14 protein-coding genes are annotated in these 16,230 nt (G+C 65.7%); 7 read left to right on the top strand and 7 right to left on the bottom strand.

The features are described from left to right. Positions 1–30 precede the first annotated feature (30 nt). Positions 31–930 carry a KPN_02809 family neutral zinc metallopeptidase gene (gene ypfJ / locus JOF48_RS16925; RefSeq protein WP_209682625.1) on the top strand — a complete coding sequence of 300 codons (900 nt, stop codon included), beginning with the start codon at positions 31–33 and terminating at the stop codon, positions 928–930. Positions 931–1,063: 133 nt separating this feature from the next. Here the strand turns inward: ypfJ and JOF48_RS16920 are convergent, their stop codons facing one another. Genes JOF48_RS16920 through JOF48_RS16895 form a run of 6 tightly spaced genes read right to left on the bottom strand, consistent with a single transcriptional unit; the run spans position 1,064 to position 6,185 of the window. Beyond that, on the bottom strand, positions 1,064–1,414 hold the full coding sequence (locus JOF48_RS16920; RefSeq protein WP_209682623.1) for a metal-sulfur cluster assembly factor: 351 nt from the start codon (positions 1,412–1,414) through the stop codon (positions 1,064–1,066). Positions 1,415–1,450: 36 nt separating this feature from the next. After that, positions 1,451–2,218, bottom strand: coding sequence for a Fe-S cluster assembly ATPase SufC (gene sufC / locus JOF48_RS16915; RefSeq protein ID WP_209682621.1), 768 nt, complete (start codon positions 2,216–2,218; stop codon positions 1,451–1,453). A 48-nt stretch (positions 2,219–2,266) separates the two neighbouring features. Next, positions 2,267–2,623: a non-heme iron oxygenase ferredoxin subunit gene (locus JOF48_RS16910; RefSeq protein WP_209682618.1), complete on the bottom strand. Its 357-nt coding sequence runs from the start codon at positions 2,621–2,623 to the stop codon at positions 2,267–2,269. Next, positions 2,620–3,936 carry a Fe-S cluster assembly protein SufD gene (sufD, locus tag JOF48_RS16905; RefSeq protein ID WP_209682615.1) on the bottom strand — a complete coding sequence of 439 codons (1,317 nt, stop codon included), beginning with the start codon at positions 3,934–3,936 and terminating at the stop codon, positions 2,620–2,622. Before sufD ends, JOF48_RS16910 begins: the two co-directional genes overlap by 4 nt. After that, complete coding sequence (gene sufB, locus JOF48_RS16900; RefSeq protein ID WP_209684708.1) at positions 3,937–5,412, bottom strand: Fe-S cluster assembly protein SufB; 1,476 nt, start codon at positions 5,410–5,412, stop codon at positions 3,937–3,939. Positions 5,413–5,456: 44 nt separating this feature from the next. After that, positions 5,457–6,185, bottom strand: a complete 729-nt coding sequence (locus tag JOF48_RS16895; protein ID WP_209682612.1) for a helix-turn-helix transcriptional regulator — start codon at positions 6,183–6,185, stop codon at positions 5,457–5,459. 152 nt (positions 6,186–6,337) lie between these two features. On the opposite strand from JOF48_RS16895, the gene JOF48_RS16890 reads away from it, so the two are divergent. Genes JOF48_RS16890 through JOF48_RS16880 form a run of 3 tightly spaced genes read left to right on the top strand, consistent with a single transcriptional unit; the run spans position 6,338 to position 9,083 of the window. Next, positions 6,338–7,354, top strand: a complete 1,017-nt coding sequence (locus JOF48_RS16890) for an ABC transporter ATP-binding protein (RefSeq protein ID WP_209682609.1) — start codon at positions 6,338–6,340, stop codon at positions 7,352–7,354. Then, complete coding sequence (locus JOF48_RS16885) at positions 7,351–8,121, top strand: ABC transporter permease (RefSeq protein ID WP_209682606.1); 771 nt, start codon at positions 7,351–7,353, stop codon at positions 8,119–8,121. Before JOF48_RS16890 ends, JOF48_RS16885 begins: the two co-directional genes overlap by 4 nt. Continuing rightward, entirely contained in the window at positions 8,112–9,083 is a 972-nt protein-coding gene (locus tag JOF48_RS16880) for a COX15/CtaA family protein (RefSeq protein ID WP_209682604.1), read from the top strand. Before JOF48_RS16885 ends, JOF48_RS16880 begins: the two co-directional genes overlap by 10 nt. Before the next feature lie 764 nt (positions 9,084–9,847). Here JOF48_RS16880 and JOF48_RS16875 read toward each other — a convergent pair. Continuing rightward, the gene (locus JOF48_RS16875) at positions 9,848–10,819 is read right to left on the bottom strand and encodes a heme o synthase (protein WP_425353745.1); all 972 of its coding nucleotides are present in this window, start codon (positions 10,817–10,819) and stop codon (positions 9,848–9,850) included. 379 nt (positions 10,820–11,198) lie between these two features. Here JOF48_RS16875 and tkt point away from each other — a divergent pair, with 379 nt between their 5' ends. The 3 genes from tkt (at position 11,199) to JOF48_RS16860 (ending at position 16,218) form a co-directional block, all read left to right on the top strand. Continuing rightward, positions 11,199–13,325 carry a transketolase gene (tkt, locus tag JOF48_RS16870; RefSeq protein ID WP_342591285.1) on the top strand — a complete coding sequence of 709 codons (2,127 nt, stop codon included), beginning with the start codon at positions 11,199–11,201 and terminating at the stop codon, positions 13,323–13,325. A gap of 124 nt (positions 13,326–13,449) precedes the next feature. Then, positions 13,450–14,571: a transaldolase gene (tal, locus tag JOF48_RS16865; protein WP_209682600.1), complete on the top strand. Its 1,122-nt coding sequence runs from the start codon at positions 13,450–13,452 to the stop codon at positions 14,569–14,571. A 9-nt stretch (positions 14,572–14,580) separates the two neighbouring features. Continuing rightward, positions 14,581–16,218, top strand: coding sequence for a glucose-6-phosphate isomerase (locus JOF48_RS16860; RefSeq protein WP_209682598.1), 1,638 nt, complete (start codon positions 14,581–14,583; stop codon positions 16,216–16,218). The last annotated feature ends 12 nt before the right edge of the window (positions 16,219–16,230 follow it).

The following is a 16,230-nucleotide window of genomic DNA, read 5'->3' as shown; positions in this document are numbered from 1 at the left end:
CGGGCCGCCGCCGGCAGGTACCCTGATTCCATGACATTCAACGAGGGGGCGCGGCTGGATCCGTCGCAGGCGGAAGACCGGCGGGGCGGCATGGGGCGCGGCGGCAAGGTGGGTTTGGGCCTGGGCGGCGGGATCGTGGTGCTGCTGGGCGCCCTGCTGGGAATCAATCCGGACCTTTTGGGCGCACTCGTCGGCGACACCGGCTCCCAGCCGGCAGTTGAACAGGCCGGCGCCTCCGGCATTGACAGCTGCCTGACGGGGGCCGATGCCAACGACCGCCTCGACTGCCGCATCCTCGGCACGGCAAACTCGCTCAACGGTTTCTGGCCGGGCTACCTGAAGCAGTACGGCGTGGGCTACGCCGTCCCCAAAACGGTGATCTTCACCGGGCAGGTCAGCACGGCGTGCGGCCCGGCCACCTCGGCCGTGGGCCCGTTCTACTGCCCCGGCGACAACAAGGCGTACTTTGACCCCGACTTCTTCTCCCAGCTGGAGACCCAGTTCGGCTCTTCCGGCGGCCCGCTGGCACAGGAATACGTGGTGGCCCACGAATTCGGCCACCACGTGCAAAACCTGACCGGCACCATTAACAACGCCCAAGGCAACGCGAGGGGCGCCGAGTCCGGTGCGGTGCGCACCGAGCTGCAGGCGGACTGCTATGCCGGCATCTGGATGCGCTATGCCTCGTCCCAGCCGGCGCCCGGCAGCAGCGAGCCGTTCCTGAAGGCGTTGACCCAAACAGACCTCAACGATGCCCTGTCCGCGGCGTCCTCCGTGGGTGACGACCGGATCCAGCAGGCTGCCACGGGCCGCACCAATCCGGAAAGCTGGAGCCACGGCTCCAGCGAGCAGCGCCAAAAGTGGCTATACACCGGCTACCAGAGCGCCGACCTGGCAGCCTGTGACACCTTCGCCGTCCCGAAGGTCTAAAAGCCTGCAGACGCCGAGAACCGCCGCCGTCCACGAAAAGTTCGTGGACGGCGGCGGTTCGTCTGTTTGGGGCGACTGGGCCCACGCTCGCGAGGGCCCCACTCGAGGTACGAGATTAGGGAGCGAGTGGGGACTAGATGTTGAAGCCGAGGGCCCGCATCTGGTCGCGGCCGTCGTCCGTGATCCGCTCGGGACCCCACGGCGGCATCCACACCCAGTTGATGCGCCATTCGTCAACGATGGGTCCAAGCGAGTTCTCCACTTGTTCCTCGATGACGTCCTGCAGCGGGCAGGCCGCCGTGGTGAGCGTCATGTCCAGGAGCAGGGCGCCGTCGTCACCATAGCGCAGGCCGTAGAGCAGGCCGAGGTCCACGATGTTGACACCCAGTTCGGGGTCAATGACGTCCTTGAGTGCTTCCTCGACGTCCTCGAGGTCGGTTTGGCCGGCAACCAGTGCCGGGCTTGATTCGCTAATGTCAGTCATGATTCCTCCGTTGACGTACGGTGCAGTGCGCGGGCGTTACGCCGTTGCGGACTCTGCAACCAGGTAGCGGTCGTAGCCTTCATCTTCCAGGCGGTCGGCCAGTTCCGCGCCGCCCTGCTCCGCAATGGTGCCGTCAACAAACACGTGCACAAACTGCGGCTTGATGTAGCGCAGGATGCGGGTGTAGTGGGTGATCAGCACGGTGCCGAGGCCGCCGGCGTCGATGGCGCGGTTGACGCCTTCGGAGACAACCTTCAGCGCGTCAACGTCCAGGCCGGAGTCGGTCTCGTCGAGGACGGCGAACTTGGGGCGCAGGAGCTCCAGCTGGAGGATCTCGTGGCGCTTCTTCTCGCCGCCGGAGAAGCCTTCGTTGACGTTGCGCTGTGCGAACTCGGGTTCGATGCGCAGCTGCGCCATGGCTTCCTTGACGTCCTTGGTCCAGGTGCGCAGCTTGGGGGCTTCGCCGTCGATGGCCGTCTTGGCGGTGCGCAGGAAGTTGGTCATGGTGACGCCGGGGATTTCCACCGGGTACTGCATGGCCAGGAACAGGCCGGCGCGGGCACGCTCATCAACGGTCATGGCCAGCACGTCTTCGCCATCGAGGGTGATGGAGCCGCTGTCCACGGTGTAGCGGGGGTGGCCGGCGATGGTTGCGGCGAGGGTTGACTTGCCGGAGCCGTTCGGGCCCATGATGGCGTGGGTTTCGCCCGTGTTGATGGTCAGGCTGACGCCCTTGAGGATGGCCTTGCTGCCCTGCTCAGTGGTGATGCTGACGTGCAGGTCCTTGATTTCCAGAGTAGACATACTCTATTTTCTCCTAAAAAGTGTGGTTGCGGCGGTTGCTGTGCGCAATTACTGCGGGCTGACGCCGTTAAGAATGTTGGTGACGTCCACGTAGACGTCGCTGCCGTGGACTGCCAGGGCAAAGACGGGCACGGGCTCGAATGCGGGCAATGTCAGCGGCTGACCTGATGTGAGGTCGAAGGAGCTGCCATGTGCCCAGCATTCGATGGTGCCGTCCTCCACGTCGCCTTCGCTGAGGGAAATCTCCGCATGGGAGCAGGTGTCCCCGATGGCATGGAGCCCACCGTAGGAATCCCTCACAATGGCGATGGGGTAATCGTCGACCTCGACCAGCAAGGACGTCTTTACCTGGACGTCGTTGGCTTGGCAGACGACGACGCCGGCGGGCGTGGAGGTTTCGCTCACTGCGGCGTCGCCGCCAATTCGCGTTCCACTGCGTCACGCAAACGCTCTTCGAGCTCCGGAACCTGGATGTGCTGGATGACTTCGTTGAGGAATCCACGGACCACCAGTCGGCGGGCCGTTTCCTCATCGATGCCCCGGGCCTGCAGGTAGAACAGCTGCTCGTCGTCGAAACGGCCGGTGGTGCTGGCGTGGCCGGCACCCTCGATCAGGCCCGTTTCGATTTCCAGGTTCGGCACCGAGTCAGCGCGGGCACCCTGGGTCAGGATGAGGTTGCGGTTGAGCTCGTAGGTGTCTGTTCCCTCGGCCTCGGCACGGATCAGCACATCGCCAATCCACACTGCGTGGGCGTTTTCGCCCTGCAGCGCACCCTTATAGGTGACCCGGGACTTGCAGTGCTTGGTGGAGTGGTCCACAAACAGGCGCTGCTCGAGGTGCTGGCCGGCGTCGGCAAAGTACAGGCCGTACATTTCCACGTCGCCGCCGGGGCCCGTGTAGCGGGCTGACGGGGTGGTGCGCAGCAGGTCTCCGCCCAGGTTGACCACAACATGCTTGATCTTGGCGTCGCGGGCAATGCTGAGGTGCTGGGCACTTGCGTGCACGGAGTCGTCGTTCCAGTCCTGGATGCTGACAACCGTCAGGTTGGCGCCGTCCTCGGCCACGATCTCCACGTTTTCACTGAGAACGGCGGTGCCGCGGTGGTCCAGGACAACAACGCCGGTGGCGAACTTCTTGGCGTGCACGATGATGTGCGAAGCGGCGGGGGTTTCGCCCTGTCCGGTCAACGTCAAGGTGGTGGGGTTGACCGCATTGCCCGCAAACTCTGCAGGCAGGGTGACCACGGTGGCCTCGGTGAAGTTTTCCCAGGCAGCGGCTGCCACGCGGTCCTCGGGGATGCCGGCGGAACCGATGCGGGCGTCGTCGCGGCCCACGGTCTCAACCGTGACGCCGTCGGGCTTGGAGATCTCGACGACCGGCGCGGGGCCGTTGAGCTCCTGGCCCTTGATGCCGACCCGGTCAAGGCCGCGGAGGCGCTTGAGCGGGGTGAAGCGCCAGTCTTCCTCGCGGCCGGTGATGGCCGGGAAGTCGGCAAGCTTGTAGGAGGTCAGGCGGCCGGCGCGTGAGCTGTCCGGCACACCGACCCCGCCACCGTGGCTGTCGCCGCCGTGGCTGTGGGCCTTGGCAGCGGCGCCGCCGAGGGGGCCGGTCTCAGGGTTGATCTCCGAGAGGCTTTCGCCCTCTTCGGTCATGCCCTTGATGAAACCCTGTGTCCAAACCTTTGAATCTGTTTCGTGTTCTTGCGTGAGCTCGGTCATTTAGCCGACGGCCCCTTCCATCTGCAGTTCAATCAAGCGGTTCAGTTCAAGCGCGTATTCCATGGGCAGTTCCTTGGCGATCGGCTCAATGAAGCCGCGCACGATCATGGCCATGGCCTCGTCCTCGGGCATCCCGCGGGACTGCAGGTAGAACAGCTGCTCTTCGCTGACCTTGGAGACGGTTGCCTCGTGGCCCATGGAGACGTCGTCTTCACGCACGTCAACGTAGGGGTAGGTGTCCGAGCGCGAGATGGTGTCCACCAGCAGCGCGTCACAGCGGACGGTGTTGGCCGAGTGGTTGGCACCCTCGCGGATCTGGACCAGGCCGCGGTAGGCGGAGCGTCCGCCGCCGCGCGCCACGGACTTGGAGATGATGGAGGACTGCGTGTTCGGCGCAATGTGGACCATCTTCGAGCCGGTGTCCTGGTGCTGGCCGGCACCTGCGAAGGCCACCGACAGGGTCTCGCCCTTGGCGTGCTCGCCCACAAGGTAGACGGCCGGGTACTTCATGGTGACCTTGGAGCCGATGTTGCCGTCGACCCATTCCATGGTGGCGCCCTCGTGTGCAATGGCGCGCTTGGTCACCAGGTTGTACACGTTGTTGGACCAGTTCTGGATGGTGGTGTAGCGGACGCGTGCGTTCTTCTTCACCACGATTTCAACGACAGCCGAGTGCAGCGAGTCCGAAGTGTAGATCGGCGCGGTGCAGCCCTCGATGTAGTGGACGTAGGAGCCCTCGTCGGCGATGATGAGCGTGCGCTCAAACTGGCCCATGTTTTCCGTGTTGATGCGGAAGTAGGCCTGCAGCGGGATTTCCACGTGGACGCCCGGGGGGACGTACACGAAGGAGCCACCGGACCAGACGGCCGTGTTCAGTGAGGCGAACTTGTTGTCGCCCACCGGGATCATGGTGCCGAAGTACTCCTGGAACAGTTCCGGGTATTCGCGCAGGCCGGTGTCGGTGTCGGTGAAGATGACGCCCTGTGCTTCCAGGTCCTCACGGATCTGGTGGTAGACGACCTCGGACTCATACTGTGCCGTGACGCCGCCGACGAGGCGGTTGCGCTCTGCCTCGGGGATGCCGAGCTTCTCGTAGGTGTTGCGGATGTCATCCGGCAGCTCTTCCCACGTGGTGGCCTGCTTCTCGGTGGAACGCACAAAGTACTTGATGTTGTCGAAGTCGATGCCCGAGAGGTCGGCACCCCAGGTGGGCATGGGCTTGCGGTCAAAGTACTTCAGGCCCTTCAAGCGCATGTCCAGCATCCACTGGGGCTCGTTCTTCTTCGCGGAGATGTCGCGGACGACCTCTTCGCTCAGGCCGCGGCGGGCGTTGTCACTGGCTACGTTCTTGTCCGACCAGCCGAAGGCGTAGTTTCCCAAGCCTTCCAGTTCAGGGTTTGCCTCGAGGATGTGGTGGAGCGTGGTGTCCTCGACAGCAGCCTCCGCGCCTACATCCTGCGCTAGTTGATCCGTCATCATGGCCTTTCTTGCTGATGGTTGGAAATCGGTTTCGACGGGCTTCAGGAGCCCGGTTGCTTGTGGGTGTGCTTGCTTACGACGGCGCGGCCGGTGGGCACGTGAGTGGTGCACACGTGGCCTCCGCTGGCCATGGTGGAGAGCCTGCGCACATCGACGCCGATGAGCCGGGAAAACACTTCGGTCTCGGCGTCGCAGAACTCAGGGAAGGAGGATGCCAGTTCCTGGATGGGGCAGTGGCCCTGGCACAGCTGCTCGGCAGCCATGGGCGTGCCGGCGTTGAGGGAGTCGGAGGTGGCAACGAAGCGGTCTGCGTTCAGTGCCGCCGCGAGGGCCTTGGACCGGGCGGCAACGTCGGACCCGGCGGCGTCGACCATGGGCTGGTACTTGGCCTCCATCTTGGCAAAGCGGCGCTGGGCGAACTCAACCACGCCCTGCTCGCCCAGGACGCCGGCAATCTCGTCGAGTGCCAGCCGGGCGATTTCCAGGTAGTCGTCGCCAATCTCGGTCTGGCCGCGGCGGGACACGACGTAACGGCGGGCCGGGCGGCCGGCGCCGGTCTTGGCGTTGCTGATGAGCTTGACTTCAATGAGGTCTTCGCGGGAAAGGGTGTCAAGGTGGCGCCGGACGGCTGCGGGGGTCAGGCCGAGCAGCGTGCCCAGCTGGGCTGCACTGACAGGGCCGTGTTCCAGAACTGCCGTGAGGACCCTGTCCCGGGTCCTCTCGTCGGGCTCAATGGAGGCAAGCACCCCCGGCGATACATGCTGGCTCATTTGCACCTCCACGCAGTCGAAATAACATACAACAATAGACAACACAAGTATGCCGTAATTAGTTCCCTTATTCCACTAAGGTGAGCCTACCCACGCGCCGGCGCCCCGCATGGACCGGCAAAAGGCACATCTACGTCGCGTAGAATGGGCGCGTGACAAACACAAACTCCCCCGCCCTGGACATCTCCGGGCTCATCAAGGACGTGGGGCCGCTGGCGGCCCTTGACGGCCGGATGAAACGCATTGTTTCCAACATTAGCCTGCAAGCGCACTTTGGCGCCGTCACCGCGCTGCTCGGCGCCAACGGTGCGGGAAAAACGACCACGATTGAATGTGCACAGGGCCTGCAGACCCGCACGGGCGGCACCATCTCCCTGCTCGGGCATGATCCCGCCCGCGGCGATGCAGCCCTCCGGGCCCGTGTCGGGGTCATGCTGCAGGACGGCGGGCTCCCGCCTGCCGCGCGCCCCGTGGCCCTGCTCCGGCACGTCGCCGGGCTGTACGAGAACCCCCTTGACGTGGACACGCTCGTGGACCGCCTGGGCATCGGCGAATTCTCCGACACCACCGTTCGCCGGCTCTCCGGCGGGCAGAAGCAGCGGGTGGCCCTGGCCGCCAGCATCCTGGGCAACCCCGAGGTGCTGTTCCTGGACGAACCCAGTGCCGGCCTTGACCCCCAGTCGCGCCTCATGGTCTTTGAACTGATCCGTGAGCTGCGGGACGCCGGCAAGGCGATCATCCTCACCACGCACCTGCTCGACGACGCACAGCGCCTCGCCGACTACGTCTACATTGTGGACAAGGGCGAGACCGTGGCGCAGGGCACGGTGCCGGAATTGCTGGAACGCTCCACCGCAGCACTGAAACAGCGTGAACTGACCTTTGAGTCCTCCCCCGGCCTTGACCTGGCCGGGCTGGAGCGGCCCGGACTGGACTGCACGGAGACACGGCCGGGCTTTTACCGCCTGCGCGGCACGCTGGAAGCCGGCGACCTGGAACGGTTCGGCGCCTGGTGCGCACGTCAATCCCTCATGCCCACAGCACTTCACCTGGCCTCCCAGTCCCTGGAGGACGTTTTCCTGGCAGTGTCGCAGGGAGGCGCCGCAACAGCGCAGGCCGGCCATCCGGCGTCGGACGATTCCGTAGAGACAGCCAAGGGGAACTCATGAGCACGCTCTTTGACACAGCCGCCACGGGACGCCCGGCAACTTTGGCGCGGCGGATCCTGGAACAGGGCAAATATGAGGCGGCGACCATGCTGCGCAACGGCGAACAGCTGGTGCTGATGGTGGTCATGCCGCTGCTGGGCCTGGTTGCGCTCGTCGCCACGCCCCTGCTGGACGGCCTGGGTCCCTCGCGGGTCGCCGTGGCCGCCCCCGGCATCTTGGCCCTGTGTGCGCTGTCGACTGGATTCACCGGGCAGGGCATCGCCACCGGCTTTGACCGGCGCTACGGCGTGCTGCGCTTCCTCTCCACCACGCCGCTGGGCAAGGGCGGGCTGATTGCGGGCAAGGTCATCGCCGTGCTCGTGGCGCTGTCGCTGCAGGTGGTGCTGATTTCGACCGTGGCAGCCTTCATGGGCTGGCGGCCGCCGCTGGCCGGGGTGCTGCTCGGCATCCCGCTGCTCATCCTGGGCGCCGGCACGTTCACGGCGCTTGGCCTGCTGATCGCCGGAACCGTCCGGCCCGAGGCGACGCTGGCCATTACCAACCTGGGCTGGATCCTGTTCGCGGCCGTGGGCGGGATTGTCATGCCGGTGGGCAAGTTTTCGGGTGTGCTTGACGGCGTGGTGCAGTGGCTGCCGTCCGGCGCGCTGGGCGACCTGATGCGGGCGGCGCTGATCGACAGCCGCCTCGACGTGTGGGGCCTGGTAATTTTGCTGGCGTGGGCGCTCGTTGCCACCGTTGCAGCACTCAAGTGGTTCAAATGGAATTGAAAGGCGTCACTGAAGTGAGTCAAGGCAACACAGCACTGCAGAACTTTGCCGAAAGGCTTCCCCGAACCGTCACCCCTGCGATCAAGCGGCTGAGTGTTGCGTCGCTGATCGGGCAGGGCGTGCTGATCGTCTCCGGCGGCGTCGTGCGTGTGACCGGTTCCGGGCTTGGCTGCCCCACCTGGCCCAAGTGCACGGCGGAGTCGCTGACCAACACGCCCGAAATGGGCATCCACGGCTTCATCGAGTTTGCCAACCGCACGCTGACCTTCGCCCTCGCCGCCGTCGGGCTGGTCCTGCTGGTCATGCTGTGGAACCTGCGCAAGGAACGCAAGGACCTGTTCTGGCTAGCCGCGGCCCTACTGGGGGTCATTCCGGCGCAGGCTGTCATCGGCGGCATCACCGTGCTGACCGGACTGAACCCCTACGTTGTCAGCCTGCACTTCCTTGTGTCGGCGGCCCTGGTGGTCATTTCAATGCTGCTGGTCAACCGCGCCTACGACCGCACCGGAGCTACCGCGCCCGCCGTTGCCCGGCCGCGGCCGATCATCCGCCAGCTCAGTGTTGTGGCAGCCGCAACCAGCTACCTTGCCGTGGTTCTCGGCACACTGGTCACAGGTTCCGGCCCGCACTCCGGCGACTCCACCTCCCCCCGCATGGAACTGGACGGCTACTTCGCCACGCGCCTGCACGCCCTGCCGGTCTACCTGCTGGTGGCCACGGCCGTCGTCCTGGTGGTTCTGCTGTGGCGCAACGGCCGCGGCGACATTCTCCGCAACGCCTCCCTCCTGCTCCTGGGCTCGGTCATCCTGCAGGGCTTCATCGGCTACTGGCAGTACTTCACGGGCATCCCGATCACCCTGGTCATCTTCCACATGGCCGGCGCGTCGCTCATGCTGACCGTGGCCACGAACATGTTCGACGTGGCGCTGAACCGCGGCAGGGATGCCCTGGCGGCGAAGTAGCATCCACCCGCATGCCCGGCCCACGGCCGAGGGCCCTGTGGCGGCTGCGGGACCCGCCGCGAGCTTGAGTGCACGGCAGCCGGGAACGACGGCGGCCGGTGCCTTCCACTGTGAAGGCACCGGCCGCTTTTGTGCTTCTCCTGCCATTGCCGCGGATCTGTGCGGCCAGGTATGGGCGACTCCGATGTTCCGTCCCGCCGCAATCGCCGAGCCGGCCCTAAACCCGCCGCGCCTCCCCGCAGCGATCACCGAGCCGGGGCCTGGTCCGCACCAATCCGCGCCCCCTTCACCGACCCGGGGCATGACCCGCGGGATGGGTGCAGGTCATACACCCATCTCGCGGCTTTAACCCATTTTCGGCGAAACCCACCCCTCAGCACGCGGTTTTGCCCCTTTCTCGGCGCCCGGCCTCGCTCCAAAGAAATACGGCGGACCACGAAAGCTGCGCCACCGCGTCGGCAAAGGCGTCGCAAGGGCCGCTTGTGTGCACCACGGGTGGCGACGACGGGACCCCAAACCCAGCCTGCCGCACCCCCGGAACCTCCGGTCCCCAAACGCGGGTTGGCAGGGCGGCACCAATCGTTGGAGACCGCGCACGTGAGGATCAGCTCCGGGGCTGCATCAGGCTCCCGAGTGGTTGGTGCGGCCAATCGCCTGCTTAACCAACGGCGGCCGGCAGCTTCCCTGGGGAAGGTGCCGGCCGCCGTCGTGCTGGTGCGGTTCCATCCGCCGGTGAACCAGCACCGGGCGGAGAGGATGAAAAACTAGCCCATGAGCGCGGAGCCGACAAAGGGATCCACGGCAAGGGAGAGGAAAACCAGCGTCAGGTACGTGATGGAGGCGTGAAAAACTTTCATCGCGTTCTTCTTGGTGACGAGATCCTTCTTGGAGTTGTTGTAGAGGACGTGGGCCTCGTAGAGGAACCAGGCGCCGGCGCCGGCAGCCACCACGGTGTAGACGATCCCTGCACCGCCCAGCGGAATCATGAGCAGCGAGCAGGCGACCATGGCCCAGGTGTACAGGACCACCTGGACGGCAACCGTGCGTGAGCCGGCAACCGCGCCGAGCATGGGGACGTTGACGGCGTTGTAGTCGTCGCTGTAGCGCATGGACAGCGGCCAGTAGTGCGGGGGCGTCCACAGGAAGATGATCATGAACAGGATGACGGCCGGCCACTGGATGGTGTTGGTGACGGCGGCCCAGGCTATCAGGACGGGGAAGCAGCCGGCGGCGCCGCCCCAGACGATGTTCTGGGTAGTGCGGCGCTTGAGGATGAGCGAGTAGACCACCACGTACATGACGATCGCGCCGATGCCGAGCATGCCGGTCAGCGGGTTGATGCTCCACAGCAGAACCACTGCAATGACGGTCAAGACCCACGAGAACACGAGGGCTTCACGGGGAGTGATCACACCGGTCACGAGCGGCCGCTTGGAGGTGCGGTTCATGACCTTGTCGATGTCGCGGTCGATATAGCAGTTGAACGCGCCGGATGCACCGGCGGCCAGTGCCCCGCCCACCATGGTGGCCACCATCAGCCAGAGGCTGGGGACGCCGGAATTGCCGGCGAAGCTGTGCGCGTAGAACATGGTGGGCAGTGTGGTGACCAGCAGCAGCTCCACGACCCGGGGCTTGGTCAGGGCCAGGTAGCCCTTGGCCTTTTCGGAGAAGCTGATGGGGGGCCTTGCCCCGGTCTCGGCGATGGGGGTTTGCGCGGCACTCACGTGTGTTGTCACCATGTTTTCATCGATTGGATCAGCCGCAGAAAATTCGTGCGGTACGGTGCGCCAGTCCCCGCGGGAACAGAATGCGCGCCAAGTACATATCATAGCCGCCAGTTATGTGACAGCAGAAAAAATCCATATGTCAAGGCACAGGAAATACGTGCTCAACATATGAAAACCAATCACGCTTGGCTGCCCTTGTCGTGTAACTTTGGTTATGTCCGGGCTCGCAGGCGCGCCACGAAGCCTGAACCACGCACGTCCTGATTGCCAAAATCACAGATGCAGATCCGGGAACGTGCGCGTGGTGCGGCCAGTGTCTCAAGCTTTCGCCGCTGCACATGCTTGCCCGAATTTGCAACGTTTTGCCCATAACGAGAGGGACCTGTCAGTGTCACATCTGGATTTGCCAACGTTTAACTGGACCGCCACCGACCAGCGCGCAGTGGACACTGCCCGCATCCTGGCTGCCGACGCTGTTGAGAAGGTTGGCAACGGCCACCCCGGCACCGCCATGTCACTGGCCCCGGCCGCGTACCTGCTGTTCCAGAAGGTCATGCGGATCGACCCGAAGAACCCCGACTGGCTGGGCCGCGACCGCTTCATCCTCTCCCCCGGACACACGTCCCTGACGCTGTACGTGCAGCTGTTCCTCTCCGGCTACGGCCTGGAACTCTCCGACCTGGAAGCGCTGCGCACCTGGGGCTCGCTGACCCCGGGCCACCCGGAGTACAAACACACCGCCGGCGTGGAAATCACCACCGGCCCGCTGGGCCAGGGCCTGGCCTCCGCCGTCGGCTTCGCCTACTCACAGCGCCGCATGCGCGGCATGATGGACCCCGACGCCGCACCGGGCACCAGCCCCTTCGACCACACTGTGTGGGTCATCGCCTCCGACGGCGACCTCCAGGAAGGTGTCACCAGCGAGGCCTCCAGCCTGGCCGGCCACCAGGAGCTGGGCAACATGGTTGTCATCTACGATTCCAACCACATCTCCATTGAAGACGACACCAACATCGCCTACTCCGAGGACGTCCTCAAGCGCTACGAGGCCTACGGCTGGCATGTCCAGCGTGTGGACTGGACCAAGACCGGCGAATACGTCGAGGATGTTGCCGAGCTGCATGCAGCCCTGGCCGCCGCGAAGGCCGAGACCTCCAAGCCGTCCATCATTTCGCTGCGCACCATCATCGGCTACCCCGCCCCCAAGAAGCAGAACACCGGCGCCATCCACGGCTCCGCACTCGGTGCCGCCGAAGTTGCCGCCGTGAAGGAAGTTCTGGGCTTTGACCCGGAGAAGAGCTTCGTGGTTGAGCCCGAGGTCCTGGACCACACGCGCCAGCTGGTGGACCGCGGCGCCGCAGCCCGTGAAGAGTGGAACACCGGATTCAACGCCTGGAAGGCTGCCAACCCGGAGAACGCAGCCCTGCTCGAGCGCATCGAGAAGAAGGAACTGCCGGCCGGCTGGGAAGAAAACCTGCCCGCATTTGAAGGCGGCAAGGACGTCTCAACCCGCGTCGCATCCGGGAAGGTCCTGAACGCCATCGGCGGTGTCCTGCCGGAACTCTGGGGCGGCTCCTGCGACCTCGCCGGCTCCAACAACACCACCCTGGAAGGCACCGGATCCTTCATCCCGGCTGCCAAGCAGACCGACACCTGGTCCGGCGGCCCGTACGGCCGCGTCCTGCACTTCGGCATCCGTGAGCACGCAGCCGCCTCGATCGTGAACGGCATCCACCTGAGCGGACCCACCCGGGCCTACTCCGGAACGTTCCTGATCTTCAGCGACTACCAGCGCCCGGCCGTGCGCCTCTCCGCCCTCATGGGTGTCCCGTCCATCTACGTGTGGACGCACGACTCCATCGGCCTCGGCGAGGACGGCCCCACCCACCAGCCCGTGGAGCAGCTCGCCAGCCTGCGCGCCATCCCGGGCCTGGACGTGGTCCGTCCCGGCGACGCCAACGAGGTTGCCGCTTCCTGGAAGAAGATCCTGGAAACCAAGGACAACCCGGCCGGCATCGTGCTGACCCGCCAGAACATCCCCACCTACCCCCGCGGCAACGGTGCGGCAACGGCCACCGAGTTCGCCTCGGCGGACCTGGTGGAAAAGGGCGGCTACGTGCTGGCTGAGGCCGTGTCCGACGGCGTGACAGTCAACCCCGCGGTCATCCTCATCGCCACAGGTTCCGAGGTCCAGTTGGCTGTTGAGGCCCGCGAGGCCCTCGCCGCCGAAGGCATCGCCGCCCGCGTCGTCTCCATGCCGTGTGTCGAGTGGTTCAACGCCCAGCCCGCAGAGTACCGCGAGCAGGTCCTGCCGAAGGCCGTCAAGGCCCGCGTCTCGGTCGAGGCCGGACTGGCCCTGGGCTGGCGCGAGTTCGTGGGCGACGCAGGCCGTTCCATCTCCCTCGAGCACTTCGGCGCCTCCGCCGACTACAAGGTGCTGTTCAACGAGTTCGGCATCACCGCCGCGGCCGTGACGGCCGCGGCCAAGGACTCGCTGGCAGACGCCAACTCCTAACCGCAACACCCGTTCTTCCTGGCGCCGCCTGCTGCTGCGGGCGGCGCCAGGAATAGAACACCTCCCCTGCAATGCTGTACAAGGCAGGGCTCCAATCCCTGGACATGCTAAGGAAGAACGCACAATGAGCAACTCAACACCCACCGCCGCCCTCTCCGCCGCCGGTGTTTCCATCTGGCTTGATGATCTTTCCCGCGAACGCCTGAACAGCGGCAGCCTTGCGGCCCTGATCAAGGAAAAGAACGTAGTTGGCGTGACCACCAACCCCAGCATTTTTGAGGCCGCCATCACCAAGAGCGACGACTACAAGCCGGAGCTGAAGAAGTTCTCCGCCGCCGGCATCAACGCCGAAGACGCCGTCTTTGAAATCACCACGGCCGACGTTGCTGACGGCTGTGACCTGTTCGCACCCATCGCCGAGGCCACCAAGGGTGTCGACGGCCGCGTGTCCATTGAAGTGGATCCCCGCAAGGCCTGGGACACCGAGGGCACCTTCGCCGAGGCCAAGCGCCTGTACGCAAAGGTCAACAAGAAGAACGTCTACATCAAGATCCCCGCCACGCTTGAGGGTCTCGAAGCCATCACCGCCACCCTCGGCGAAGGCATCAGCGTCAACGTCACGCTGATCTTCTCCCTGGACCGCTACCGCGCCGTCATGAACGCCTTCCTCAGCGGCCTGGAGCTCGCCAAGGCCAACGGCCACAACCTGGCGGACATCCACTCCGTCGCCTCCTTCTTCGTCTCCCGCGTGGACCTGGAAATCGATGCCCGCCTCGACGCCCTCGGCACGGACGAAGCCGCAGCACTCAAGGGCAAGGCCGGCCTTGCGAACGCACGCCTCGCCTACCAGGCCTTCGAAGAGGTCTTCTCTTCCGAGCGCTGGGCCCTCCTGGCCGACGCTGGAGCACTCCCCCAGCGCCCCCTCTGGGCCTCCACGGGCGTCAAGAACCCGGCCTACCCGGACACGCTGTACGTGACCGAGCTGGTCGCCGCCAACGTGGTCAACACCATGCCGGAGAAGACCCTCGACGCCACGTTCGACCACGGCGTCGTCACCGGCGACACCATCACGGGCAGCTACGAGGAGTCCAACGCCCTGCTGAACAAGCTTGAGGGCCTGGGCATCTCCTACAACGACGTTGTCAACCTGCTGGAGACCGAAGGCCTCGACAAGTTCGTCGCCAGCTGGAAGGAACTGCTCAACCACGTGCAGGAAGCCCTCGACGCAGCCGGCGCGGAAGGCTAGGAAACACCCATGACATCACTGGCATTTGCAGCCACCGGCGCTGCCCAGGAGGCCGGCGCCACGCACCTCATGACACTGGTCGCCGACCAGGTCGCCTCACGCATTTTCGCGAAGGACGCCACCCTGTGGGGCGCGGACGCCGAAGCGGAGTCGGCGATCCGGCTCGGCTGGGTTGAGGCACCCGAGGTATCGGCGCCGCTGCTGGAGGACATCGCCGCCCTGCGCGACGAGCTCCGCGGCGAAGGCGTCAACCACATTGTCCTCTGTGGCATGGGCGGCTCGTCCCTGGCCCCGGAGGTCATCACGGCCACCGCAGGCGTCGAGCTGACCGTCCTGGACAGCACCGACCCCGACCAGGTCCGCGCCGCCGTCAGCGACCGCCTGGCCACCACGGCCATCGTGGTCTCCTCGAAGTCCGGCTCCACCCTGGAAACGGACTCCCAGCGCCGCATCTTTGAGCAGGAGTTCACTGCCGCGGGCCTCGATGCCAAGTCGCGCATCATCATCGTCACCGACCCCGGCTCGCCCCTGGACAAGTCTGCCCGCGAGGCCGGCTACCGCAAGGTGTTCAATGCTGACCCGAACGTTGGCGGGCGCTACTCCGGCCTGACCGCGTTTGGCCTGGTGCCCTCCGGCCTGGCCGGTGTCGACATCGCGGCACTCCTGGATTCCGCCGAGGAAGCCGCCGAGATGCTCCGTGACGACGACGTCGACAACGTGGGCCTGCGCCTTGGCGCAGCCCTGGGCGGCACCTCGCCGCTGCGCAACAAGATTGTGATCGTCGACGAAGGTTCGGGCATTGTCGGTTTCGCGGACTGGGCCGAGCAGCTCATCGCCGAGTCCACGGGCAAGCTGGGCACCGGCGTGCTGCCGGTCGTGGCAGGCCCCAACTCTCCCGAGGTCACGGGCGGTGCCGCCGACGTACTGGTGGTGCGGCTGGTGGCCGGGGACTCCGACGTTGAACTTCGCGAGAACGAGGTCAGCATCGCCGGAGACCTGGGTGCGCAGATGATGGTGTGGGAGTTCGCCACCGCCGTCGCCGGACGCCTGCTGGGCATCAACCCCTTCGACCAGCCGGACGTCGAGGCCGCCAAGGAAGCCGCCCGGGGCCTGCTTGACGCCACCCCGGCGCCCACCGCTGCACTGTTTGTTGACGGTGCCGTCGAGGTTCGTTGCGCCAATTCCGACGCCGCATGGCTGGCCGGCGCGACCACCGTCACCGATGCGCTGGCCGCACTTGCCGGAACGCTCGGCGCGGATGGCTACCTCAGCGTCCAGGTCTACCTGGACCGCCTGGACAACGCACCCCTGGAGGGGATCCGCGACGAGCTGGCACAGGCCACTGCGCGTCCGGTCACCTTTGGCTGGGGCCCGCGCTTCCTGCACTCCACCGGGCAGTTCCACAAGGGCGGCCCCGCCGTCGGAGTGTTCCTGCAGGTGACCGGTACCGCCACCGCGGACCTGGCCATCCCGGACCGGCCGTTCAGCTTTGGCGAGCTCATTGCCGCCCAGGCGGCGGGCGACGCAGCAGTGCTGGCGGCCCATGGCCGCCCGGTCCTGCGGCTGCACCTGAACGACACCGCCGCCGGCGTGGCCCAACTCCAGACTGCTGTGGCCGCGCTTGCGGGCCGCACCGAGAACGCATAAGGCGCTGCCCAA

It is taken from the genome of Arthrobacter stackebrandtii, from assembly GCF_017876675.1.
Classification (GTDB): Bacteria; Actinomycetota; Actinomycetes; order Actinomycetales; family Micrococcaceae; genus Specibacter; species Specibacter stackebrandtii.
The sequence above is the reverse complement of the archived record's forward strand: the minus strand, read 5'-3'. Positions and strand labels throughout refer to the sequence as shown.